The 23,568-nt window shown below is 71.6% G+C and carries 20 protein-coding genes and 4 pseudogenes; 6 read left to right on the forward strand and 18 right to left on the reverse strand.

Translation table 11 applies throughout. The annotated features are described in order from the left end of the window. Nucleotides 1-139: 139 nt before the first annotated feature. From DVH02_RS36945 to DVH02_RS36955, 5 genes and pseudogenes are all read right to left on the reverse strand, one after another. A pseudogene (locus tag DVH02_RS36945) lies at nt 140-343 on the reverse strand (RICIN domain-containing protein); the annotation flags it as partial. Then, entirely contained in the window at nt 280-687 is a 408-nt protein-coding gene (locus tag DVH02_RS36160; RefSeq protein ID WP_233518264.1) for a hypothetical protein, read from the reverse strand. The gene DVH02_RS36160 and the pseudogene DVH02_RS36945, both read right to left, overlap by 64 nt. Nucleotides 688-1,419: 732 nt before the next feature. Continuing rightward, complete coding sequence (locus DVH02_RS16330) at nt 1,420-1,785, reverse strand: alpha/beta hydrolase (RefSeq protein ID WP_114624552.1); 366 nt, start codon at nt 1,783-1,785, stop codon at nt 1,420-1,422. A 62-nt stretch (nt 1,786-1,847) separates the two neighbouring features. After that, a complete protein-coding gene (locus tag DVH02_RS36950; RefSeq protein ID WP_325051372.1) occupies nt 1,848-2,081 on the reverse strand; it encodes an RICIN domain-containing protein in 234 nt (77 codons plus the stop codon). 17 nt (nt 2,082-2,098) lie between these two features. Next, on the reverse strand, nt 2,099-2,401 hold the full coding sequence (locus DVH02_RS36955; RefSeq protein ID WP_325051373.1) for an NHL domain-containing protein: 303 nt from the start codon (nt 2,399-2,401) through the stop codon (nt 2,099-2,101). Between the two features lie 346 nt (nt 2,402-2,747). Between DVH02_RS36955 and DVH02_RS37130 the strand changes: the two genes are divergently transcribed. Beyond that, nucleotides 2,748-2,969: a hypothetical protein gene (locus DVH02_RS37130; protein ID WP_407697634.1), complete on the forward strand. Its 222-nt coding sequence runs from the start codon at nt 2,748-2,750 to the stop codon at nt 2,967-2,969. Between the two features lie 23 nt (nt 2,970-2,992). Here the strand turns inward: DVH02_RS37130 and DVH02_RS37135 are convergent. Next, nucleotides 2,993-3,337 (reverse strand): annotated as a pseudogene (locus DVH02_RS37135) (DUF6009 family protein); the annotation flags it as partial. Between the two features lie 6 nt (nt 3,338-3,343). Here DVH02_RS37135 and DVH02_RS16345 point away from each other — a divergent pair. The 4 genes and pseudogenes from DVH02_RS16345 to DVH02_RS16365 all read left to right on the forward strand — a co-directional run bounded on the left by DVH02_RS16345 (nt 3,344) and on the right by DVH02_RS16365 (nt 7,608). After that, nucleotides 3,344-3,871 carry a DUF6584 family protein gene (locus tag DVH02_RS16345; protein WP_114624554.1) on the forward strand — a complete coding sequence of 176 codons (528 nt, stop codon included), beginning with the start codon at nt 3,344-3,346 and terminating at the stop codon, nt 3,869-3,871. 55 nt (nt 3,872-3,926) lie between these two features. Continuing rightward, nucleotides 3,927-4,575: pseudogene (locus DVH02_RS16350) on the forward strand (transposase); the annotation flags it as partial. A gap of 1,229 nt (nt 4,576-5,804) precedes the next feature. Further along, nucleotides 5,805-6,950 carry a PQQ-dependent sugar dehydrogenase gene (locus tag DVH02_RS16360; protein ID WP_114624555.1) on the forward strand — a complete coding sequence of 382 codons (1,146 nt, stop codon included), beginning with the start codon at nt 5,805-5,807 and terminating at the stop codon, nt 6,948-6,950. A gap of 499 nt (nt 6,951-7,449) precedes the next feature. Beyond that, nucleotides 7,450-7,608, forward strand: coding sequence for a class F sortase (locus tag DVH02_RS16365; RefSeq protein ID WP_407697635.1), 159 nt, complete (start codon nt 7,450-7,452; stop codon nt 7,606-7,608). A gap of 50 nt (nt 7,609-7,658) precedes the next feature. Here DVH02_RS16365 and DVH02_RS16370 read toward each other — a convergent pair whose 3' ends face one another. The 9 genes from DVH02_RS16370 to DVH02_RS16410 form a co-directional block, all read right to left on the reverse strand. Further along, nucleotides 7,659-8,477 carry a PIG-L deacetylase family protein gene (locus tag DVH02_RS16370; protein ID WP_199566302.1) on the reverse strand — a complete coding sequence of 273 codons (819 nt, stop codon included), beginning with the start codon at nt 8,475-8,477 and terminating at the stop codon, nt 7,659-7,661. Then, the gene (locus DVH02_RS16375) at nt 8,474-9,754 is read right to left on the reverse strand and encodes a glycosyltransferase family 4 protein (RefSeq protein WP_114624557.1); all 1,281 of its coding nucleotides are present in this window, start codon (nt 9,752-9,754) and stop codon (nt 8,474-8,476) included. Before DVH02_RS16375 ends, DVH02_RS16370 begins: the two co-directional genes overlap by 4 nt. Beyond that, on the reverse strand, nt 9,751-10,671 hold the full coding sequence (locus tag DVH02_RS16380; protein ID WP_114624558.1) for a sugar phosphate isomerase/epimerase family protein: 921 nt from the start codon (nt 10,669-10,671) through the stop codon (nt 9,751-9,753). Before DVH02_RS16380 ends, DVH02_RS16375 begins: the two co-directional genes overlap by 4 nt. Next, nucleotides 10,668-12,155 (reverse strand): YcaO-like family protein, encoded by a 1,488-nt coding sequence (locus DVH02_RS16385; protein ID WP_199566303.1) that lies wholly within the window; start codon nt 12,153-12,155, stop codon nt 10,668-10,670. The genes DVH02_RS16380 and DVH02_RS16385 overlap by 4 nt, the downstream gene beginning before the upstream one ends. After that, nucleotides 12,152-12,979, reverse strand: coding sequence for an MBL fold metallo-hydrolase (locus DVH02_RS16390; RefSeq protein ID WP_114624559.1), 828 nt, complete (start codon nt 12,977-12,979; stop codon nt 12,152-12,154). Before DVH02_RS16390 ends, DVH02_RS16385 begins: the two co-directional genes overlap by 4 nt. A gap of 2 nt (nt 12,980-12,981) precedes the next feature. After that, nucleotides 12,982-14,127, reverse strand: a complete 1,146-nt coding sequence (locus DVH02_RS16395; protein ID WP_114624560.1) for a Gfo/Idh/MocA family protein — start codon at nt 14,125-14,127, stop codon at nt 12,982-12,984. After that, nucleotides 14,121-15,185, reverse strand: coding sequence for a methyltransferase domain-containing protein (locus DVH02_RS16400; protein WP_199566305.1), 1,065 nt, complete (start codon nt 15,183-15,185; stop codon nt 14,121-14,123). Before DVH02_RS16400 ends, DVH02_RS16395 begins: the two co-directional genes overlap by 7 nt. A 182-nt stretch (nt 15,186-15,367) precedes the next feature. Then, nucleotides 15,368-16,315 (reverse strand): HD domain-containing protein, encoded by a 948-nt coding sequence (locus DVH02_RS16405; protein WP_199566306.1) that lies wholly within the window; start codon nt 16,313-16,315, stop codon nt 15,368-15,370. Beyond that, nucleotides 16,312-17,562: an inositol-3-phosphate synthase gene (locus DVH02_RS16410; protein WP_114624561.1), complete on the reverse strand. Its 1,251-nt coding sequence runs from the start codon at nt 17,560-17,562 to the stop codon at nt 16,312-16,314. Before DVH02_RS16410 ends, DVH02_RS16405 begins: the two co-directional genes overlap by 4 nt. Nucleotides 17,563-18,177: 615 nt before the next feature. Between DVH02_RS16410 and DVH02_RS36165 the strand changes: the two are divergent. Further along, a pseudogene (locus DVH02_RS36165) lies at nt 18,178-18,267 on the forward strand (alpha/beta fold hydrolase); the annotation flags it as partial. A gap of 785 nt (nt 18,268-19,052) precedes the next feature. Here DVH02_RS36165 and DVH02_RS16425 read toward each other — a convergent pair. The 3 genes from DVH02_RS16425 to tal form a co-directional block, all read right to left on the reverse strand. Next, nucleotides 19,053-19,313 (reverse strand): DUF5133 domain-containing protein, encoded by a 261-nt coding sequence (locus DVH02_RS16425; protein ID WP_114624562.1) that lies wholly within the window; start codon nt 19,311-19,313, stop codon nt 19,053-19,055. 139 nt (nt 19,314-19,452) lie between these two features. Next, nucleotides 19,453-21,666 carry a transketolase gene (tkt, locus tag DVH02_RS16430; protein ID WP_114624563.1) on the reverse strand — a complete coding sequence of 738 codons (2,214 nt, stop codon included), beginning with the start codon at nt 21,664-21,666 and terminating at the stop codon, nt 19,453-19,455. Between the two features lie 106 nt (nt 21,667-21,772). Next, complete coding sequence (tal, locus tag DVH02_RS16435; RefSeq protein ID WP_114624564.1) at nt 21,773-23,425, reverse strand: transaldolase; 1,653 nt, start codon at nt 23,423-23,425, stop codon at nt 21,773-21,775. Nucleotides 23,426-23,568: the final 143 nt, after the last annotated feature.

A 23,568-nucleotide genomic window follows, 5' to 3' on the forward strand; every position in this document is an offset into this window, starting at 1 on the left:
GGCGGTCGGTCGGACCCGCCGCGGATGCCACAGCTGCGGCGGGCGAGCGTCGCACGTCCACCGCCGTACGTCGGCGCCCGGCGCCCGGTGCCCGCGAGCCCCCGGCCACGTCCAGACACCGACCGCTGGACCGGGCGACGAGCCGGTAGCCGCCGCGGCCTGCGTACTTCAGCCGCCAGTCCCGCGCGGCCGCGGCGTTGCGGTACCAGTGACACACATCGGCGCCGGGTGTCTGCGAGCCGTCCTTCACGTCCAGGCAGTACCCGCTGTCGCGGCCCGTCAGGCGAACCGGCCGTCGCCCCGGGCGGCAGCCGCTGGGCAACCTTCCTCCGGCACCGACCACGCCGCGCGCTCAGCAGCGGCCTTGCACCGTGGCCACCGCCGCTCAGCTGTTTCCGCGGGGGCGGGGCAGGTCGAGTGTGACGTGCTGGGCGAGCGCGCGCGGGAAGTCGGCGTGTCGAAGATCTCGCCGGGGGAGGCGACGCCGATGGTCCTGGCGCGACCGGCCAGGACACGGACGAGGGCCTCGGTGACAACCCGCCCGGTCATCCGATGGATCTCGACCTTGTGCCGCAGCTCCAGGAAGAGGAAGTGCCTGCTCAGCGCCTGTACGCGGGCCAGCCGGGTGCCGCTCGGCGAGCCCCGCGGTACCTTTCCGAAGTGCCCGTCGGCGTCGACCGGCTCCATATCCCACCGAGGTCGACCGAACCACGCCCGCATCTGGTCCAGATGCCCGACACCCCCGCGAGTGGTGCCGTCCGCCAGCCCCGCCGAAGCCCGCGCGAGGACCAACCCGGCCAGCACGTCGGTCTCGAACCGCTCCAGTTCCTCCGCCGAGACCGGATCACGGAACTCGCGCAGATCGCGACGGCTGCCGACGCCGACCCGAGCCTCCTCGCCTTCACCCCGATCACAGATCGAGCGGATGAAGTGAGAACGCTTCAGGAATCCTGAAGTTACGTCACTGGCTCGAAGAAGACCCCAAGGAGACAGAGCACACCGGCCACAGCGGCAAGGACTCAGCAGGGCTCGGAGGAACTCATCGGATACCGCACACGAGGCCGCATCGGACCATGCGGGCGGAGCCGATCCGCGGGGGCCTGGGGCTGCTTCGCTGAGGTCGATCGCGCCACGCGGGTTGCCGGTCGAGTACTGCCGGATGGCCGGGAAGGCGAGGGTGTTGGCGCCGACGACGGGGTCGTCGGCGTTCGCGGCGGCCCGCAGGGCGGTGGCGTGCGCCGCTCGTGGCGCAGCTCCTTGTGGAGGTTGACCGGGGCGGGGTGGCGGCTCTGCTTCCACCGGGCGCCCCGGTTCCTCGGCGAACTGTTGGCCGAGGTCTGCGTGCCTGGGCGGGGAACGGAGTACGGGATATGGGATACGGGATACGGGGGCGAGCCGGGCGCTCGCCCCCGTATCGGATCACTTCGCCGGGCAGAGCGTGTCTTTGACAGGCATCTCGCCCGTGACGAGGTAGCGCGTGGTGGTGTTCAGAGCACACGGGTTGCCGCTCAGCACGTAGGAGCCGTGCCCGCTGTCGTCGACGCTGAGGAGCCGTGACCGGTCGGTGAACTTCTGCCGCAGCATCTTCCCGCCGATGTGGGGAGTGGGCACATTGCGCAGGTTCTGGACGAGCAGGATGTTGCGCGGCCCGTCGTCGTCGACCGGGACGGGCGGCTCGGCCGGGGCGTACGGCCAAAAGGCGCAGGGGGTGATGTTGGCGGTGGCCGCGCCGAACAGCGGGTAGCGCTCACGGTCCTCGGCGACGCTGCTGCGGTAGGCGCCGATCTTCTCGGGCCACTCGACGTCGTTGCAGGTGAGGTCAGCCCCTGCCCCTGCCCACGCTCACGTCACACGGGCACCAGCTCCCACTGCCGGTTCCGGTGGTCGCCCTCCGCCCCGTGTTGCCTGATCGCCGTGCGCGCGTTGGAGTCGACCCGCAGGAGCAGGCCGCTGTTGCCGTTCGCGATCTCGTACGCCCGCTGAGCACCGTCCACGGAGCCCACCGGGATCAGCCGCCACTGCTGGTGGCGCGCGTCGCCACCCTCGTACGCACGTTGCGCGGCGATGTAGAGGTTCCCCACGCGTCCACCGCGACTCCCTATGGACGCCTCAGCTGGGCCGAGGCCGCCTGCCCGCCGTCCCCGCCGAAGTTCGCGGAGCCCGTGCCCGCGATCGTGCTGATCCTCCCGTCGGTCGTGATCCTCCGGACCTGGTGCCCTCTGTAGTCAGCGACGTAGAGCGTGCCCCTACGGTCCATCGCGATCCCGTTCGGATAGTCCACCTGGGCCGAAATCGCAGGCCCACCGTCCCCCTTGGCTCCCGCGACCCCGGTCCCCGCGACCGTACGGATCGGAGGTGCGGAGTCCTCGCCGTCCGTGGCTGCTGGGTGGGCAGTGCTCATCGTCAACCCTTCACCGTTCACCGGCCGCCCGCTACAGGCGGCTGCCGTGCGATTTCAGGTAGTCATATGGATGCCGGCTTGGCAAGATCACTTCCGGGTGGTTCTCCCGGGGAACGTTGACGAGACTTCGAACTGAACAGGCGGGAATCGAGCAGGTCGGTCCTACTGGCTACCGGTTCTCAGCGCTACGGGTGATCTTCGGTGACGCTATCGCCGCCGGCCAGTTGGCCAGGTATGAATCGAATCTCTGCATGTGGACCGCTGGCCGGCGGGCGGCTGCGCATTCTTTGATGGCGTGTGCCGTGCTGGAAGCGAGAGACGGGGGTAGGCGGACACTATGGACACAATGACCGTTTTGGCAGTCGAAGTCCGTCCGTCTTTGCTGATCGCCCTGGTGGGGTTGGTCGTCGTCGGCTTTTTGATCGCGGCGTTCGTGGTGGGCAGCCGTCGTACTCGCAGCAGGAGGGGCATTTCGACTCCACCGCTCCAGGCGCCCGGACAGGGGGAGGACCTCGGTCGGCCGGATGGGGCGGAGCGGGCCGTGGACGAAGACCCCGAGGGGCGATGATCGTCGTTCTCCAGCGGCCCGCCCCAGGCGCGTTCCGCGCGCCTGCCCCTCATGCGTGCCCGCAGGGTGCGTGGGTCGACGGCTTCGGCAGGGGCTGTGACGCGGTACGTACCGTCAGGCCGCTCCGAGCGGTCACCGTCCGTGGCCCAGAAGACGCTGCGTGTGAAGCGACGGGGCCATCCCGTTGTCGGGGGCGCGGGAGGTAGAGGACGGAGTACCCGGCGCGTCGCCCGGAGCCGTGCCACGCCAAGGGCTGTCCCGTAACCGGTGGTGTCCTGTCTCAGTGAGGGCCAGCCGATGCCGTTGAGAGCGAGCGAGTGCTGAGCGACAAAACCACTTCGACATAGGGCAGTTCGGTGCAGGAACATGCGTTCATGCCCCTGGAGGAGACGCTTGCCCGAGTCGATGCGGACCTGGCCGCCGGCCGTGTTCCCGCCGCGCGCCAGCGGCTGCGCGGTCTCCTCTCGTCCTTCCCGCACGACCTGACACTCCGCCGTCGTCTGGCCGAGGTGTACCGGCTCTACGGCGACGCCGCCGAGTCTGGACGCTGGATGTACCTCGAAGAGGACCGGAATGCCGACGAGACCGCCGCCTTCGAGGCGCGATACGGGTCTCCTGGGTGGCGGATGAAGGCCCTCGCCTGGCACGGCCCTGAGACGAAGGCCGCCACCGCCTTCGCGGAGAGGCAGCTGGTCGCGGTGCGGACCGGCTGCGCCGAAAATCTGGGACACCCCGTCGACTGGGACGACCCCACCTCCTACCGGGACGACCTGGAAGGGGAGTACGAGGCGCCCTCCGAGTCATGGACGGTCGGCGGTGTGCTGGCGGGCGTCGGCTGCCTGGCGGCGGCCCTTGTGTTCCTCGCGATCTGGGTGAATGGCCTCGTTGCCCTCTTCGACTGACCCGGGTCACCGGAGCCTGTGCGGAGCGTCGCTCAACGTTCGGTGAGACCGTCCGGTGTCTGGTGTGATCACGGCTTCGGAGCCATCCTGGACAGCCCCGTTCTCCGGACTGAGCCCTCGCCTGTTCGGCAAGCTGGTTACCGTACTGCGGCGCGAGGGCGCGGACGCGGTCCGCGAAGGCCGACCGTGGAGCCTGCCGTTGAAGGGCTGGGCCCTGCTGTTCACGGCCTGCTGACGTACGAACATGACGGTGCGTCAGCTCGCTCCGCTCTTCGGGGTGTCAGTCGGCAACGGACCGCATCGTCGACCATCTGGGGCCCGATGCACAAGCTTCACCCCCGCAAGCGGTTAACCGAGGACACCGTGCTCATCATGGACGGCACCCTGGTCCCAACCCGGGACCGCGCGGTGGCGGAGCAGTCCAAGAGCTACCGGTACTCGACCAACCACCAGGTCGTCATCGGCGCCGATATCCCGCCTGGTCGTCATGGTCGGCCAGTCCCTGCCCGGCAACGGCAACCGCGACGACCGCAAGGCGTGGGAGGAATCCGGCGCCAGGGTCGCCGTCGGCAGAACACTCACGATCGCCGACGGTGGCTGTCCCGGCACCGGGCTCGTTCATGCCCCACCGCCGACGCAAGGGCGAAGACCTTCCGGCCTGGAAGGAAGCACAGAACATGTTCCACAGTTCCCGAGGCAGTCGACACCTCGAAGGCGCCGACACTCCTGTGTCCCACCCGACTGCTCCCGCGTCGACGGTTCCATTCAGGGGTGGCTGAGAGGGCGGTAGGTTTTTCGGTGACGAGTTCTCCGAAAGCCTGAAGGCCGCCTCCGGGGGCGGCGGTCGCGTCGGCCGGTGCCGAACGCGCCGTAGGGGTAGCCGCCCGGGGGTGGGGGAGCTGATCTCGTCGAGTGCGGTGGTGGCTCGGTCGTGCAGAGCGAGGTTGGCGGAACGGCGGGGGCGACCTCGAATTCACGGGGCGACCTCGAATCCACTCTCGTGGAACAACAGGCTGTACCGCTGTTGGAGAGTGAGCGGGACGCGGACGCCCGGCCCCGCCGCCCGCGTCCCGAGCCGGTCGACGTCAGGCACGGGGCCCGCCCCCGCTTTGGCACGATCACGCTTTCCTGCTGGTCAGGACTTCGGGTGACGCTCACTGCGGCGGTATCGCCCTTGATGCCGTTGAGGTTCCGCCGAGAGTTCCCGCGGTGGGATGTACTGCCGATACACCTCACATCAGTTCCTTCCTCGCACGGTTGAACTGCGATGTCCTCGGTTGTGACCTGTTGCGGTGCTGGAGCCTGCATCCCGCCCGTGCGTCGGCGTCGCATGTGCCGAGCGCTGAGCGCCAGCCTGAGCGCCGTCGCCTCCGAGAAGCAAAGGCTCGCCCGTGAAGCACCGTGTACCGCCGAGCGTCGCCGCCGTGACCGCCCCGGTGGCCCTGGTGGGGTGCGGCACGACGGAGAGCGGGACCGGAAAGCCTCAGGCCGGTTCCACGGCCGCCATGACGGATGTCGGGAATGTGGCTCCGGCGCTGGACGCCCACCACAAGTGGCCGTGGGCAGCCTGGCCGGGCCCCTCGGCTTCGGCGCCGAGGAGGCGTCGAACTGCGGCTCCCAGCGGCTCCGTCGCCGTGGCGGTCCGTCCGGAGGGCGCAGAGGTCACCACCATCGAAGCGCTCGCCGAGGGCGACAGGCTCCACACGCTGCGGGAGGCGTTCACACTGCCCCTGCCCCTGCCCCTGCCCCCGCCCCAAGGCGCCAGTCCCATCCACCGTACGTACCCGGACGACAGCGAGAGGACCGGGCAGCCCTCTCGTGCGGCGCGCGAGCCAGGACCGGAACGCAGACCGCGATCTCACGGGAACGAACAGCGATCCGCCGACGACACGGAGCCCCGTACCCGTCCGGCACACCTCTTGGAGACGACCCCATGAAAAGCCACCTCTCCCTCGCCCTCGCCGCCGTGCTCGCCCTGGCGGCCTGTTCAGCACCCGGAACCGAGCGGGAGAGGCCCTCGTCCTCGTCCTCGTCCTCGTCCTCGTACACCGGACCGGACCCGGCGGCGGGCAGCGACTACACCGGCCCCCGGCTGACCGGGCTGACCACCGACGACTGGAACGTCACGGTCGTCAGTGACGAACTGAACTACCCGTGGGAAGTCCGGATCTCCGACGGCACTCTGATCGTGACCGAGGTCGACGGCACCATCGCGATGATCGACGTGGACGGCGGTCTCGAACGCCACGACGTGCGGACCTCGGACCCCGTGCGGCACGACGGGGGCAGCGGCCTGATGGGACTCGCCCTCGCCGACGACTTCGCCGACACCGGCACTGCCTACATCTACTACACGTACGCCGACGGATCCGCCCTCGCGAACCGGATCGCCCAGGTCCACTACGACGGGAAGGCATGGACGGAGACGCGCAGCCTCCTCGACGGCATCCCCGGGCACGAGCTGTACAACGGGGGACGGCTCGCGATCGGTCCCGACGGCAACCTCTACGCCACCACGGGCTGGGTCCACAACGAGGACTACCCGCAGGACAGGGAGAGCCTGGCCGGGAAGATCCTCCGGATGAATCTCGAAGGCCGTCCCGCGTCGGGCAATCCCTTCGCGGACTCCTACGTCTACTCCTACGGGCACCGTAACCCTCAGGGGCTGGCCTGGGACAGCGCCGGCCGGCTCTACTCGGCGGAGCACGGCGAGTCCGCCCACGACGAGATCAACCGCATCGTCCCCGGCGGCAACTACGGGTGGCCGCTCGTCCAGGACGACAGCCGACGGGCGGGCACGGAGGCTCCCTTCATCAGCTCCGGCGACAGCACGTGGGCGCCGTCCGGCATCGCCTTCGCGGGCGATGACCTGCTCGTCGCGGCGCTCGGCGCCCAGATCCTCTACGCGGCCAACGAGGACAAGGACGGGCTGGCACCCGTCTTCAGCTCCGGGGAACGGGCCCGCGCCGTGCTGCCCTACCAGGACGGTGTCTATGTGACCTCGACGAACACCTCCCCGCGCGCCACGACCAGGTCCGACACCGCCGACCGGCTGCTGTGGATCCAGCCGACCCGATAGCGCAACGGCCACAGGCCGGCACACGGGACACGAGCCGGGCCTGCGTGAGCGCGGCCATGCCCTCTCGGCTGGAGATCCCGCTTCCGGTCAGCAGGCCCGCAGAATTTCCCTACCCGCTGCCCCGGGACCTGAACTGCCTGGAGGCAGAGGGGCACTTGCCCGGAGGCAGAGGGGCACTTGCCCGGAGGCAGAGGGGCCACGTCCCGTACGGACCCGCGCCGCCGGCACCGCGGCGGCCAGGTCATCACCTGCTTCTCACCCACCGCCCCACAGAGAGCACGACAAGGAGACAACCCATGGGCGCGCTGCGGCGACCAGGCACAAGGCGTCCCGAGACCGACCCGGGCCGCCGCGGGTTCGTCGCGGCAACACGTCCCGCCGGGCCGACCCCGGCGGGACGCCCCGCCCGCCGGTGTCGTGCCGACGGCCCAAACGCCTCGCGGCGAACGCGCACTTCGGTCCGCGAGCGTCCGTCGCGGACGACGAATCGAGAAATCCGGTGCGCCCGAAGGACCGGTTCCCCACCGTGGAGGTCTACCGCAACCTCGACCACGCGGGCCTGCGCCTCGTCACCTGCGGCGGAAAGTACTCCAAGGCCGACAGCCACTACGCCGACAACGTCGTCGTCTACGCCACCCTCACGGGCAACCACACCTGACACCACAAAGCCCCACCGCGCCGTCCACGACAGCCACGGGGACCGCCGCCTCAGCCAGTCGCCTCCTGGGCGTAGTTCTTGAGCAGTTGGCGTGCCGCGGGCCCGGCTCTCAACGATTCGCCGTGCGTGTACGGCGCTCCGGCGCGCGCGGCCTCGGACCGGGCCATGGCGCTCAGGCCCGCGGCGGCCCGCTCGCTCCCGCCGAACTGAAAACCGAGCTGCGTCGTGTAGCACCGTACCGCCGCGCTCTTCTCCGCCAGGACCGTGCCGATGTCCACGGTGACCTCGCTCGTCCCTTCGGCGATGCCGTCCCGGGGCCCGGCGTCCGGCATCGATGTCCGGGCGGCGTACGGCAGGTCGCGCCACCAGCCGATCCGCGCGTGTCCGGCGGCGGCGGCGACCGCCCGCGCGGTGAGGACGTGGTCGACGTGGTCGCCGATGCCTTGGGGCGCGAGAACGATGTCCGCCTCTGCCAGGTGGGGGCCGAGCAGGAGACGTAGGTCTGTCTCCGCGGTGTCCTCGCGGTGGGGAGGCTGAAAGAGTCGCGGTGCGCTGTCGTATCCGCGATGTGGGGCTTCGGGCAGGGGGAGGTGAGTGGGGAGGAGAGCGCCCAGGTGCCGCTGGGCGGCCCTGTCCTCCGCGCGCCGCAGGGCCATGTAGTCGACGTCGGCGGGCAGTCCCTTGTCGAGCTGCGTCGAGAGCGCGAAGGGGCAGGGGGCGGCGACCGTCGCGGTGAAACAGGTGATCACCTGGACCTGCCAGCCCGTTCTGGCCAGCAGCGCCAGTACGCCTCCGGCGGAGAATACGGCGTCGTCCAGGTGCGGGCTGACGGCGATCGCGGTTCGGGTGCGCGGCGTGGGCGGGGTCACAGCAAGTGGGGTTCGCTGCGGAACCGGCAGTGTGGATCCACGGTCGGTTCCACGCCGTCGACGGCTGAGGATCCTCCGCTCGTCGTTCCCGCCGGCCATGCACCGCGTACCGCTTCGTACACCGCGTTGATGCGTCGGGCGGCCACCGGCCATGACCATTGGCTCCGGACCTGCCGCAGTGCTGTGCGCACGAGGCGGTGGCGCAGGGGCGCGTCGTCCAGCATCCGGCCGATCGCCTCGGCCAGGGCGTGGGGATCGCGTGGTGGCACCAGCAGCCCGTTGTGGCCGTCGCGCACGCAGTCCACGACGCCCACCACGTCGGTGGACACCACCGGGAGCCCGCTGGCCATCGCTTCCAGGATGGTGTTGGAGAAGCCCTCGGCCCAGGTGGGGCTGACGAAGACGTCCCCGCCGCGGTAGACGGCCGGTGCGTCGTGGTAGCCGGTGGGGCCGAGTACCTCCACGGTGTCGACGAGGTCGCGTTGCCGTGCCCGACGGGTCAGCCGGTCCAGGTCGGGGCCGGTACCGGAGACGCGCAGCCGCAGCGGCCTGCCCTCGGCGATCAGCAGCCGTACCGCTTCCAGCAGGTCCAGGACTCCTTTACGGGCGTCGATCCTGCCGTGGTACAGCAGCACGGGGGGATCGCCGACGGCTCCCGGACGCCACCCGGGTGCCGGGCGGAAGAGAGCGGTGTCGGTGGCTCCCGGAACGACCGTGAAGCGCTCCGCGGACGTCCGGTGGCGGGCGGCGACCTCGTCCCTGAAGGAGGACGAGCCGATCAGGAGGGCCGAGGTGTCGTGCAGCACCCTGCGCATGGCCGAGCGGTGGGTGGTGCAGCAGGTTCCGACCCAGTGGCCGTCGCCGCCCTGGATGGAGACCACGGCCGGGACTCCGAGTAGCTCGGACGCCTCCAGGGCGGCCAGTCCCGTGGGGTAGCCGTACTGGGCGTGCAGCACGTCGAAGGGCCGACGGGCGTGCAGGCCGGCGATCGTGTCGCGCAGCACGGTGACGTCGGCCTCGAAGTCCGCGGGCAGGCCGTCGCCCACGGCCTGTTCGCCCCGAGACTCCAGCGCCACCAGCCGTACGCCGTCGGGAACCCGCTCGGGCGGGGGAGGACCTCCGCCGTAGACGGCGCGGCCCTGGCGGTCGCCTCGGTACTGCGAGATCAGCGTGGTCTCGTGGCCCGCCGAGGTCAGCGCGCGCAGCAGGTTCTCCGCGTAGGCGCTCATGCCCGACACGGCTGGCCAGTACCGTCGCGAGACGAAACAGATCTTCATGGTGCTCCCTGGGGTGTGCCGATGTGGTGCGAGAGGAGGCCAGGTGCGGTGCCGCCGACTCCGGAGTGCTCGGCGTCGCGAAGGGCCTTCAGCGCGGTGCCCGTCAGGGTGTCGGCGCGGTGCCCGTCGCGGGACAGTTCCAGGCTCACCAGCCCGCCGTAGTGGACGGCGCGCAGCGCGCCGAGCACGGCGGGCAGATCCATGTCCCCTTCGCCCGGGGCCCGGTGCTCGTGGCGGCCGAACGGCATGTCCTCCACGGCGACCGCGCCGAGGTCCCCGGCGTGCCGTCGTACCGCCTGCTCCGGTGTCAGCTCCCCGGTGACCAGGCAGTGCCCGGTGTCCAGGGCCAAGCGCAGGCCGGGGACCTCGGCGGCCAGCCGAGACCAGTCGGCGCAGTCCTCGACGAGCATCCCCGGCTCCGGTTCGAAGGCCGCCACGACGCCTCGTTCGGCCGCGTACGCCGTGAGGGCGCGCACGCCTGCCACCAAGTGGCCCCAGGCCGTGCCCCCCGCGGAGGCGTCCGTGCCCGCCGCCGGGACGCCCGCCCAGAACGAGACCGCCTCGCTTCCCAGATCGGCGGCGATGTCCACACACAGCCGCAGGAACGCCAGGCGGCGCGCCCGGCCGGCGGGATCGGCGGTGATCAGCGTCGGCTCGTGCTTGTGGCGCGGGTCGAGCAGGAAGCGCGCCCCGGTCTCCACGGTGGTGCCCAGACCCAGGCGGTCCAGACGGCGGGCCAGCGCCGCCGTACGAGAGGCCAGGTCCGGTGCGAAGGGGTCGTGGTGGGCCACGTCCACGGTGAGCGCGACGCCGTCGTACCCGGTGTCGGCCAGCAGCGCCAGCGCGTCGTGCAGCCGGTGCGAGGTCATGCCGTTGGTGTTGTAGGCGTAACGCAGCCTGTCGGTGGTGGACGTCATCGGGGCGCTCCCGCGCTGGTACGGGCCAGTGCGTGCCGGTCGGGTTCGCGGTAGAGGGGGTACAGCGCCCCGACCGTGCTGTGTGCGGCGGCGGTGTCGAACCACGCCGGACCGCCCAGGCGTTCGCGTGCCTCGGCCGTCAGGTGCACCGGCCGTGCTCCGCTGTGGGGGAGGGGACCCACTCCCGCCAGGGGGCTATCGCGTGTCATGAGCCGTCGGACGCCGCGTTCACCGATCCTCGCGTACGACATGGTCTCCACCTCCATGCCGGGGACGAGCGCCTTGACCGCGTGGGCGCCGCCGCCGCCCTCCTCGATCACCAGGATGTCGAAGCCCTCCAGCCGCGGCAGCAGGTCGTCCAGGAGAGCGGCGGGGTCGTCGAGGGAGCCGGACGGCACGGTCGGCAGGGCGGAGAAGAGGACGCGGGAGCGCCGGGACAGCACGGTGGGCTCCAGCAGCTTCCGCAGTCGGCGGGCGTCGAGTGCGGCCCAGGACCGCATGGCCGTCAGCGCGCGGGGCTCCTGTTCCGTGAGCGGCGCGGACAGTACGCGTTCGAGGTACCCGGGCGGCGCACTGCGGGCGACCGTCTCCAGCGGGCCGTGCGAGAACACTTTTCTGGCACGGGAGGAGACGTACTCCGTCAGCGCCTTGCGCAACGCCGTCTCGCGGTCCGGGTGGGCGGCCTCGCCGCACGCGGTGAGCGCCAGCGCCGCCGTGGTCTCGCGCGCTCCCGCATCCTTGTCCGTACCGACGACGTGGATGTCGGCCAGACCGAACTGTGTGGACGACAGTTTGGGCAGCACCTCGACACCCGCCGCGTCGAGACGGTCGAGGAGAGCGCGGGTGACCGGGTCGCGCACTTCGTCCAGCTCGATGACCACGCCCTCGTCCATGGCCCGGTGCGCGGTCGCGTTGCCGTCGCGCTGGAGGATCTCCAGCAGCGCGTGGGAAAGGGCCCGCTGCGGGGTGTCTCCGGCGCCCAGCCCGTTGGTGACCGGGGTCGTCAGCCGGCCTCCGGGCGGGGGGTCGCCGGGGAGGTCCGCGGCGCAGGACGCGGCGAACTCGGCGGGCACCATGACGTCCTCACCGGTGCGCAGTCGGCGCGCGGGCACCCAGTCCAGAGGGCGTTCGGGGGTGTAGTCCGCGCCGGCCGGCAGTACGAGGGCGACCGGATCGGCGACTCCGTTCCGGCCCCGCTCGCGCACGAGGTCCGCGTAGGACGCGCGGACGCGTTCCGTGCGGGCCATGCGCCGTGCGAGCAGGATTTCCTCGGCGAGTTCGCCGTACGCGCCGATTCGGGCCTGGGCGAGGTCCGCTCCGTATCCGCAGGCGCTCTTGTGGGCGCCCGCCGCGTCCAGATGGTCGGCCGAGACGACCGGCAGAGCGATCCGATCGGCCGCGCTGATGTCGAAGTCCTGCTGGCGGCCGGGGGCCAGGGCTTCCCGGTACGTCCGCACCATCGACGGCTCGGCGCCGGGGCTCATCGGTCTCCTCCCAGCGCGAGGGCGCTCGTGTCGGGCCGGCCGGCCAGCTGGCGGTCGAACAGGCGCGACACGTCCGCGGTGGTCACCGGAGCGGCGAACTCGAAGGGGGTGGCCACCGCCTCGAAGTCCAGTGCGCCGATCACCGACCGGTAGTGGCGCACCTCGTCGTGCGAGAGCGGAATACGGGCGTGGTACGCCTTGTGGCAGGACAGGGCCCGCGGCACGGTGCCGTCCAGTTCGACTTTGAGGGCGTCGCCGCAGAACAGGATCTTGCGGCGTTCGTCGTGCAGCACACAGTGGCCGGGGAAGTGGCCTCCGGTGCGGTACACGGTCAGGCCGGGCGCCAGCGCAAGGCGGTCGTCCACCGGCCAGGTCACCCGAAACGCCTTCGTCCAGGCCAGATCCTGGACGCCGATGGCCACCACCGACGGGGTGAAGCGGCGCTGCAATTGCCACAGGGCGCCGTAGCCGTGAACATGGCTGGAGCCCAGCCGGGCGATGCCACCGAGCCGCTCGATCTCGGCCAGTGCGTCGGGTGGGTAGTAAGGGGCGGCCTCCCAGGCGACGTTGCCGCCGTCGCTCTCGATCAGCCAGCCGGTCGAGTTCAGACCGAAGGACGGTGAGGCACGGAATCCGGTGACGCCCGGCACCGGCCGGTACCACTCCGCGACCAGGAGCGCCTCCAGCGTCTTCTCGTCGGGGAGGTCCCAGCCGTCCTCGGGCAGCGCGTTGCGCACGTCACAGCAGACCGGGCAGAGCGGCGGTGTGGCGAACCACTGTTGCCAGTGTCCGCAGTTGGCGCAGGCGTACATCGACAGCGTCATCGTCAGCCTTCCTCGGCGGGGGACATGACCGGCGGCCGGGACGTGCCCGGCGTCGCAGCCGCGCCGGCGCGGGCCAGCGCGTCGAGCAGCATCCGGTGCAGGGCCAGGTCGCGGCGCAGCGGCCACGGCCAGGCCCGCCGCACCGGGCGGCCGGCGCGTACCGCGAGCGCGGCCGACGAGAACATCGAGACCTGGGCGGTGAAGGGGGAGAGGCCGGTGTCGAACGGCACGGGCGTGGGGCGCGCGTGACCCGTACCGGTGAGCCACAAGCGTCCCCCGGGGTCCTGCCCCAGTGTGTCGACGGCGGTCAGCTGCCCGAGGGTGCCGACGATGTCGAGCCTGCGGCGGGGCAGTGTGTCAGGGGTGTTGTACGAGACGTGCAGGCCGACCAGGACGCCGTCACCGGTTCGGCCCGCCAGTACCGCGCCGTCGTCGACCGGATAGGGGTGCACCCGGCGCTGCACCAGCGCCGTCAGCTCCTCCACGTCGTCCCCTCCCAGCAGGACACCCACCAAATCCAGTCCGTGCGGCGCGAGATCCAGGGCGGCCCCGCCTCCCGCCCGCGCCGGATCCGCGCGCCAGTTGTCGTAGGGGAGGCCGTCCGGCGACCAGGCGGGTGGCAGCCAGCAGCAGTAGGTGACGCGCACCGCGGTGACCGTCCCCAGTTCCCCGGCGGCCACCACCTGCCGCGCGGCCTGATGAGCCGGGTGGAAACGCTGGTCGTAGGCGGTCGCCGCCAGGATCCCCGCCCGGTCGCAGGCGGTGACCAGCCGCTCGGCGGAGTCGAGGTCGGCGGCCAGCGGCTTCTCGCACAGCACCGCGGCTCCCGCCGCGGCTGCCGCCGTGACCGCCGGGCGGTGGGCGTGGTTGGGCGTCGCGACGTACACCGCGTCGGGCCGGTGCGTGTCCAGGAGGGTGCTCAGATCGTCGGCGGTGCGGGCACCGGGCGCCCGCACCGCCAGCCGGGCGGCGGCCGACGGATCGACGTCGGTCACGGCGACGAGCCGGGGCACCGGGCCGCCGTCCTCGCCGCCGGCGGACGCCAGCAGTCCTGGCAGGAAGTGGTCGCGTGCCACCCAGCCGCATCCGACGACCGCCCACCGGCACACGGCGGCGGGAGCGGCTCGCCCGTTCGCGGTGTTCACCATCGCTCCGGGAGATCGAGAAGCACCCGGCGGCGCGCCAGCTCGGCCACCCGTGGTGTCAGCCGCCCGGACCGGGCATCGGCGAGCAGCGCGCGGCCGAGGTCGACGCGCTCGGGCAGGTAGGCGCGGGCGGCGGGCCCGTACTCGTCACGCCAGCGTTCCCCGGGCCAGCGCAGCAGACCGTCGTGGTAGAGCGGGTTGGGGCGCAAGGCGCGTCCCGGAACCGGCCGTTCATAGCGGAGTGGGCCGGACACGGACGGCGGGGGCGGTCCGCTCACCAGAGCCATGGCCGCACAGCCGCTCAGCTCACCGGCTCCTCGCGGCCGGGGCGGTGTTCCTTCCAGGGCGGAGCGGGTCAGCTCGGCGTCGTCGTAGCAGAGCGCGCCGGGCAGCAGCGCGCGCCACCCCGGCGGGTCCAGGGGAAGCCCGGAAACCGGCCCGTCCACGAGGGAGTTGTGACAGTGGCCCAGGACGACACCGCCACCGCCGGCGTATGCCAGCGCGCGCCGTACCACCTCCTCCTTGCGGGGCAGGAAGTACAGGGCGTCGTGGCAGGCCACGTAGGCAGGACGTCCCGGAGGACGCAGCGGCCACGGAGCGGTGGCATCCGCGCAGACCAGCCGTGCCCCGGGGACGACGAAGCGACGGGCCAGCCACAGCTTGGCGAAGACCACGTCGATTCCGGTCACGTCACGGTGCCCGCGCAGCCGCAGTTCCCGCAGCAGGTGCCCGGCGCCGCAGGCCAGTTCCAGCACCGGCAGACGAGCGGGGGAGTGCCTCGTGGTGAGGGCGAGCACCGCCAGCCAGGTCGGATCGCTCCAGCGGTGCAGGAAGTACGCCCCGACCCTGCCCATGCCGAGCAGGGTCACCGCCTCGCGCAGAGTGGCCGCCCCGAGGGCGGCACGCAGATCGCCCGGGGAGGGGGCGGGCCCGTCCCACCAGTCGTCGGCGTCGGCGAGCAGCACGAGCGCGGCACTGTCCGGATCACCTCCTTCGATGTGGCGCACCGCCCGTCGGCGCAGATCATCGCGGTTGGCGCGCAGCCAGGGGATGCCCGCCACGACGGGCCAGTGTCGTTCTCCGTCGAACAACAGCCCGGGGCCGGAGGACCGCAACGGGGCCCCGTTTCCCGGGCTGACCAGTCCGGCCGCCCCGGACGTCGGAGCGTCCACGCCCGGTCGGTTCACGGCCGCCGCGGGGGCGAGTGCCGCGTCCCTGTCCGCCGCGCGGCCCACCGGGCGGCTCACGCCGACTCCGCCGCGTCCAGCACCGACCGGTGGAAGCCCGAAACCGCGCAGGGATGTACGAGGTCCAGCTCCTCCAGGGCATGCTCGGCGGTGAAGGCGGCGGCCCGCGCGTGATGGCGCACCTGGAGCACGCGGTCGAGAACGTCAGCGGCGTGGAAGGCCCGCGCGGCCGGGGCATCCGCTGCCTCGCGCAGAGCGAGCAGGGATTCCACCCGCGCGGCCAGAGCCTCCGGCAGAGCGTCGAGCTGCTGCCTCGTCAGTCGTGCCATGACCGCGGGCAGGTGCCGGCCCAGCAGGGCCTCGCCGGCGAAGCCCGCGTCGGGCAGCACCGCGTTGGGCAGGTGGTGGGCCAGGCCGAGGAGGAACACGTCGCCGGGAACGGCGTGGAACGACTCGGCGAGCAGCACCCCGTAGACCGCCACCGCCCAGCAGTGGTCGCCATGGCTCTCCGGCGGTTCCACCATCAACCGGGGCCGCCCCGGGCAGGTCGCACCCGCGCGCGGCTGGGCGCACAGCGCCTCCGCGAACGCGGGTACGGGGCCGTCCCCACGTTCCTCCACCAGGTCCGGCAGCGCCTCGACCAGCAGGCGGGCCGTCACCGGGTCGACGCGGTCCGCGTGCTGGGCCACGGACCGTTCCAGAACGGCCACCGCCTCGTCGGCCGCCAGACCGCACCGCCGCAGCACCGCGCCGTCGATCCCCGCCAGACGCGCCCCGGCCACGGCCGCCGCGCACTCGCGCAGCGCGACCCGCTCGGGGTCCCCGTCCCGCGTCAGCTCCGCCCACGACCGGCGGAAGGCGCGTTCGGCCATCGAGGCGCCGTCGGCCGCCGTACGCACCCGCTTGAAGTCGCCCATCTCACGCAACAGCGGAACGACGGCGCGCAACGTCCCGTACGGCACCTCCCCGTCCCGCATCGCGGGACGGGGATCGGCCTGCGTCATGACCGACCGCTGGTTGCCGCCAGGCCCCCGTTGTCCAGCCAGTCCAGCAGCGTCTGCTCCTGGCGGTACAGAGCGTGTTCCGGGACGCTCCCGTCGGCCGTGATCGGGGCTTTGAAGAAGAACCCGAGCTGTTCCTGTACCCCGCGCTCCCCACGGCGTCGCGCCTCGCCCAGCAACCGGACCAGCTCCAGTACCAGCGGCGCGGCCAGCACGGAATCCCGGCACAGGAAGTCGATCTTCATTTGCATGCGGCGGCCGAGGAAGCCGACGAGATCGATGTTGTCCCACGCCTCCTTCTCGTCGCCGCGCGGCCGGTAGAACTCGATGCGTACCTGATGGTCCTCCACCGGGTAGCCGAGCACCGCGTCCAGTACCGACTCCTTCGTGGCCATCTTGCTGGCCATCGAGTCGGGATCCTCCAACGCACGGCCGTCGCGATTGCCCAGCAGGTTGGTGGAGTACCAGCCCTCCACTCTCAGCGCCCGCGAGCGCAGCGCGGGGGCGAGCACCGTCTTCACCATCGTCTGCCCGGTCTTGCCGTCCTTGCCGGCGATCGGCACACCCAGCCGCTCGGCCAGACGTACCAGCGCCGGTACGTCGGCCCCTGAGCTGGGAGTGAAGTTGAGGTACGGCATGCCTTCCCGCAGGGCCGCGTAGGCATACAGCATCGCGGGAGTGAGCGCCTCGTCACCCGCGTCCAGGGCCGTCTCGAACGCCTCGGGCGAGGCGAGGGCCGGCGAAGCGGGGTCCGGCAGCCGCTCGGTCGAGGCGAGGTTGACCACGACCACCGTGTCGAGGCCCTGCTCATCCCGGAAGCGCCGCAGGTCCTCCCGGATATGTTCGGTGCGCTCGCGCGGGCTGTCGAACGGTACGACATTGGCGCCGGTCACCGCGCGGCAGTAGTCGGGGTCCCCCACCGCCGGCCACGGGCTCAGCCGCTGCAACTGGGGAGCGGCCGCCTCGATCTGGGCCGGTTCAAGAACGCGGTGCAGGTGAGCGGCTTTGGCGAGGTCGTCGGCCGAGAGGTCCCAACCGCCGAACACCAGTTCCTCGTAGGGCACCAGGTCGGTACGCGACGCCAGCGGCAAGCCGTCGCGCCCGCATATGCCGAGCTTGAGCAGCTCCACCCCGGCCACGGCGGTGGTCGCGACCGCCCCGCCGAGCCCCACGATGGCGGCGCCCAGCCGGCCGGTCGACGGTTTCCTGTTCTCCTGCCGAGCGGATCGGGCCTCGGTCGGTCCGTGCATCGCGTTCTCCGTTCGCCTCATCCGCGGGACACCGTGGCGCCCGCGGATGAGCGGGTAGCGCCAACGATCCTGCGCGGTCGGTAAGGACTGCTCGCGCGGCCTTCGGGTTCACCGCGGCGACGCGTCCCAGTTTTCGCGCGACCGCCGAAAGCCGCACGCGCGGAGAAGACCACACGTTTGGAACGTTTCATCCTCGTCCTGCGGTGGTGGCGGCGCACGCAGCCGTGCCTGGCCGCGCACCCGCCGTCGTACAGTGCCCGGCCGACGGGTAACCAGTTGGGTGATTTCCGCTCCGCGGACCGCGCCCCTGGTGCCCGTCCGTCCTGCCTCAGCCTCGATCCGTCGCCGCATTCCGGACCCGGCAGCCGGCCCGTCCCCCGGCATCAACCGGAGATTCCGGCCGATGGGCCCTGTCCCCTCATCGGGGCACCGCTGATCGGGGTCCCGCGCGGGAAACAACGCTGAGATTGATCACGGGCTTGGGCTGAGGGCTCTGGCCATCGGCTCGGCCGATCGAGGGGGCGTTACGCCGGGTGATGCTGTGAGTGGCTTCTGCTATCGGCCTGGGGCAGGCTCGGGACGGGGTTTCTCCCTGTGGGAGCGAAAGGACGCGGAATGCCGACGTGTGCGACACGAGACGGTGTCGAGATCTTCTACAAGGACTGGGGCCAGGGGCGCCCGGTGGTGTTCCTCCACGGTTGGCCGGAAGTGACCGGCTGCCCGCGCCGCCCCTCACGGGCGCGGTGCGGGCCGGCAGCCCGTCGGCTCGCCTCGCACCCCCTGACGAGGCTCCGCGCACGGACCGGCGGGCACACGGATCAGCAGATCTGCGCGGGCCGCCGTCTCGCCAGGTGCCGTTGACGAACAGCGCGGGCGCGGAGCCCCGGTCGCACGACGTGGATCTGATGCGTCTGGCCCTGAGTGACGTCGAAGTTCACCTTCTGGCGCGAGTAGCCTCCATGACCACGATGAAGTCCGTGCTGACGGGCGCCCAGAGCCGCATCGACGTGGCGGACGTCGCACGCCCCGTGCCCGGACCCAAGGACGTGCTGATGCGGATCCGCGCCTGCGGCATCTGCGGCACCGATACTTTCTTCCTCCACCTCGGCGGCATGCCGACCGGTCCCGACGGCTCGACACGTTCGGGCACGGGCGGATGCCGGAGCCGAAGGCCATGTGGCGGCCGGGCGCCGCGGGTGACGTCGAGCCGGTCGGGCCCGGGAAAGCCGACGGCGACGGCCAGGGCTCGCGCGAGGAACGCACCGGGCGTGCCCCCGCCCGCACTGCTTCCGCGCTCTCCGCGCCGGGCTGCGACCCGTCGAGTCCCGAGGAGAACCGCGCGGCGCTCTCGTCGATAAAACGTCGATAAAACGCTGTCCGGCAGGTGATCCTCGCCGTTCGGCATTTCAACTGCCGATGCACGGAGAGGTACGGAGGTGTCTCCTGCGCCTCGGCCTCGGCCGCTCTCATGGAGCGGACGGCCCTGGGGCTCAGACCGCGAGTGACGGTACGGCTTCGCAGTGGCCTCCGCCACGGCGCTGGGCTCGATCCGGCTGGTCCACTGCCAGCAGGCGGTCCGCGCGCGCGAGGGCGTCTTCGACGGAGCGAGTCCCGGTGATCACACACAACGTGTAGGCCACGTCGTCCAGCGCGCGCCGTCCGGCCGCTGTGTCGTCCTCGTGCGCCCGGATGCGTGCCTCCGCGTAGCGGGACAGCAGCACGCGGAGGATCTGCGGGCGCGGGACAACCATGTACGGCCTCCTGGTTTCTGATGGGACAGCTTGCTCCCCGGGTACCCCACCGCACGCGGGCCATGCGCGGGCACCTCAACGGGTGCCCGCGCATCGGGCGGATGACGAAGAGTTCTCGGCCGAGCCCCCGCGGTGTGGGTCAGGGCCGGTCGCCCGTACCCGCTTCGGTGGCGGCTGACGTCTGCTGCCGGCCGCCGGGCCGTGGTGGCTGTCGGGTGTCGTGGATGCTGTCACGGGCGGCTTCGGCAATGGCCCCAGGGGTGATACCGAACTCCGTGTACAGGCGCTCGTAGTCGGCGGAGGCGCCGTAGTGCTCCAGGCCGACGATCCGGCCGGCGTCGCCGACCACGTCGCGCCAGCCCTGCCCGACGGCGGCCTCCACGCTCACGCGGGCACGTACGGAAGGCGGCAGGACCTCGTCCCGGTACTCCTGGGACTGCGCGGCGAACCACTCCCGGCAGGGCATCGACACCACGCGTACGGCGAGCCCGTCGGCCGTCAGCGACGTGCGGGCGTCCAGGGCGAGGTGGACCTCGGAGCCGGTCGCGATCAGGATGACGTCGGGCACCACACCGTCCGCGGCGTCGGCGAGGACGTACCCGCCCCTGGCCGCGTGCCTCGCGGGCGCGTGATCTCCGCTGTCGCGGTCCAGGACGGGCAGGTTCTGCCGGCTCAGGATCAGCCCGGCGGGCCGGTCATGGTGTTCGAGGACGGTGCGCCAGCAGGCCGCGGTCTCGTTGGCGTCGGCGGGGCGTACCACGTCGAGGCCGGGGATGGCCCTCAGCGCGGCGAGGTGTTCGACGGGTTGGTGGGTGGGGCCGTCCTCGCCCAGGCCGATGGAGTCATGGGTCCAGACGTAGGTGGCCGGCAGCTTCATGAGTGCCGCCAGGCGCAGCGCGGGGCGCATGTAGTCGGAGAAGGTCAGGAAGGTGCCGCCGTACGGGCGGGTGAGGCTCTGCAGCGCGACGCCGTTGAGGATCGCGCCCATGGCGTGCTCTCGGATGCCGAAGTGCAGGGTGCGCCCATAGGGACCGCCCTTGTAGTCCCTGGTCTGACGGTCGGCCGGCACGAAGGACGGTTCCCCGTCCATGGTGGTGTTGTTGCTCCCGGCGAGGTCGGCGGAACCGCCCCACAGTTCCGGGAGGACGGGCGCGAGCGCGCTGAGGATCTTGCCCGAGGCGGCGCGGGTGGCCATTCCCCTGCTGTCGGCCGGGAAAACGGGAAGGGCGTCCTCCCAGCCGTCGGGCAGGCGCTGATCGCGCAGACGGTCCAGGAGAACGGCGCGCCGCGGGTGCGCGGTGCGCCAGGCCGCGAAGTCCTCGTCCCAGGCGGTGCGTGCCCGGCGTCCTCGGTCGCGGACCGCGCGGGTCCGGGCCAGGACCTCGTCCTCGACGGTGAAGTGCTGGCGCGGATCGAAGCCCAGCAGTGTCTTGGTGGCGGCGATCTCCTCCTCGCCCAGCGCGGAGCCGTGGGCCTTGCCGGTGTTCTGTTTGGTGGGGGCCGGCCATCCGATCAGGGTGCGCAGCATGATCAGGGAGGGCTTGCCGGTCTCGTTCCTGGCCGCGCGCACGGCGGCCAGGAGCGCGTCGACATCCTCGACGTACTCGCCGGTGAGCGTCCAGTCGACGGTCTGTACGTGCCAGCCGTAGGCGGCGTACCGGGCCGGGACGTCCTCGCTGAAGGCGATATCGGTGTCGTCCTCGATCGAGATGTGGTTGGAGTCGTAGAAGACGGTGAGATCGCCGAGTTCCTGGTGGCCTGCCAGGGAAGCGGCCTCCCCGGTGATGCCCTCCATCATGTCCCCGTCGGAGGCGATGACGTAGACGTGGTGGTCGAAGGGGCTGGTGCCCGGTTCGGCCTCCGGGTCGAGCAGCCCGCGTTCGCGGCGGGCCGCCATCGCCATCCCCACCGCGCTGGCCAAGCCCTGCCCCAGCGGTCCGGTGGTGATCTCCACACCTCGGGTGTGGCGGTGCTCGGGGTGCCCGGGGGTGGCCGAGCCCCAGGTCCGGTACGCCTCCAGGTCCGACAGCTCCAGGCCGTAGCCGGCCAGGTAGAGCTGGATGTAGAGGGTCAGGCTGGAGTGCCCGCAGGAGAGTACGAACCGGTCGCGCCCCAGCCACCGGTCGTCGTCCGGATCGTGGCGCATGACGTTCTGGAACAGGAGGTACGCCAGAGGGGCCAGGCTCATCGCCGTCCCCGGGTGACCGTTGCCGACCTTCTGCACCGCGTCGGCCGCCAACAGCCGTACGGTGTCCACGGCCCGTACGTCCACCTCGTCCCACCCCGCGCGCTCCGCCACCGGGCTCGCCACGGACCTGTCGCGCCGCCCCGTTGCCGGTTGCTCGTCTGTCATGCCGTTGCTCCTTCGTCAAGCCGACGGGCGGATGCTGCGGGCCGCCTGTCGACGGGATGCGGCTCCGCTGCCGTGTGAGTGGTGATGGGCGTGAGCATGGCCGGCGTCACTGTTCGGGCGCGGGCCGGGAACGCAGTGCGCGGGCAGCCGCAGCGGAGCGCAGTTCCTCCAGGGTGGCGCTCTGCTGCTCGGCGCGTTCCAGCAGTGTGTCCAGGCGGTCGGCGTCCAGGCGCTCGTCGGAGTCGGCCAGCACGCGGAGAGTCCTCCAGCAGGCCGCCTTGCCCAGGACGCCCAGCAGCAGGGTCTCCGCCTCCAGGAGATCGCTGAGCGGGGAGCGGGAGAGGAGACGCCCGTTGGACTTGAGGCGGCTCGCCTTTTCCGCGAGCCGGCCCAGGGCGGCCTTGGAGTTCCTGGTGTCCACACCCAGGTCCGCCATGGTCCGGGCCAGCGCGTCACGGTCCTCCTCGACCTGCCGGGCCAGTTCGGCCAGCGCCGCGCCCCCCTCCGCGTCCGTACGTGCCTTGGCGGCCCGCCGGAACAGTTCCAGGCCCCCGGTGGCGCCGGAGTAGTGGTCGTTGAGGTAGGTCGCCAGCAGATCGGCACTCTCCTGGCTCCCACTGCCGGCGTCGGAGGTGGCGGCCTCCGCGTGCATTTCGCGGTCCACCGACTCACCCAGCTCCCTCCAGCTGTCCTCGAACTTGGTCAGTCCTTCGCGCTCCAGCGTGTCGGTGACGTCGCTGAAGTCGACGCCGATGTCTTCCAGCGCCGCCAGGTGGGCGGCGGCGGCCGCGAAGTCGTCGGCTGCCGGGGCGTGGGCGGAGAGGGCGCCGTGGTCGGCGAACGCGGCCAGGGTGGCGCCGGGCATGGTGTTCACCGTGCCCGCGATGACGAGTTCGCCGACGTACATCGTGTCGGGATAGGACGGGTCCTTGACCCCGGTGGACGCCCACAGAGGGCGCTGGGTACGGGCTCCGGCCGTGGCGAGGCGCTGCCAGCGGGGGTCCGCGACCGTCTGCTCGTACGCCTGGTAGGCCAGTCGGGCGTTGGCAATCGCGGCCTTGCCCTTGAGCGCCTGGGCCTCGGGGGTGCCGATCGCCTTGAGCCGACGGTCGACTTCGGTGTCGACGCGGGAGACGAAGAACGAGGCGACCGAGTGGATCTTCGTCAGATCGCGTCCCGCGGCGAGGGCCCGCTCCAGACCGGTCTGATAGGCGTCCATCACCTCGCGGTAGCGCTCCAGGGAGAAGACCAGCGTGACGTTGACGCTGATGCCCTCGGCGATGACGGCCGTGATCGCCCGCAGGCCCCTGCGGGTGGCCGGGATCTTGATGAACAGGTTCGGCCGGTCGACCGCGTCCCAGAGCTTGCGGGCCACGGCGATGGTGGCGTCGGCATCCTGCGCCAGCCGGGGGTCGACCTCGATGGAGACCCGGCCGTCGATGCCGCCGGTGCGCGCGTAGACGGGACCGAAGACGTCACAGCCCGTCCGCACGTCATCGGTGGTCAGGGCGAACACCGCGTCATCGACGCTGCTTCCCTCGTCGCCCAGCCGGCGTAGCTGCTTGTTGTAGCGATCCCCCTTGGACAGCGCGGAGGCGAAAATCGTGGGATTGGTGGTGACCCCCACGACGCGGTTGTCCGTGATCAGCTTCTTGAGCTGCCCACCTGCCAGCAGCTCGCGGGACAGGTCGTCCAGCCAGACCGACACCCCCGCGGCGGACAGAGCGGCAAGCGGGCCCGAGTCGGCGGAAACAGACATGCGAAACCTCCAGAACAGTGCGGAACCGCCCGCACCGAGGATGTTTTCGCCCGGCGGGCGAAACTGCTGGCGGCGGCACTCGGCACGGTGGTTCCCTGTCCCCCTGCCCGAATCGCCCTCCGGCAAGCGCATTAACCTAAACG

The sequence above is a fragment of the Streptomyces corynorhini genome (genome assembly GCF_003346515.1).
In the GTDB taxonomy this organism is placed as follows: domain Bacteria; phylum Actinomycetota; class Actinomycetes; order Streptomycetales; family Streptomycetaceae; genus Streptomyces; species Streptomyces corynorhini.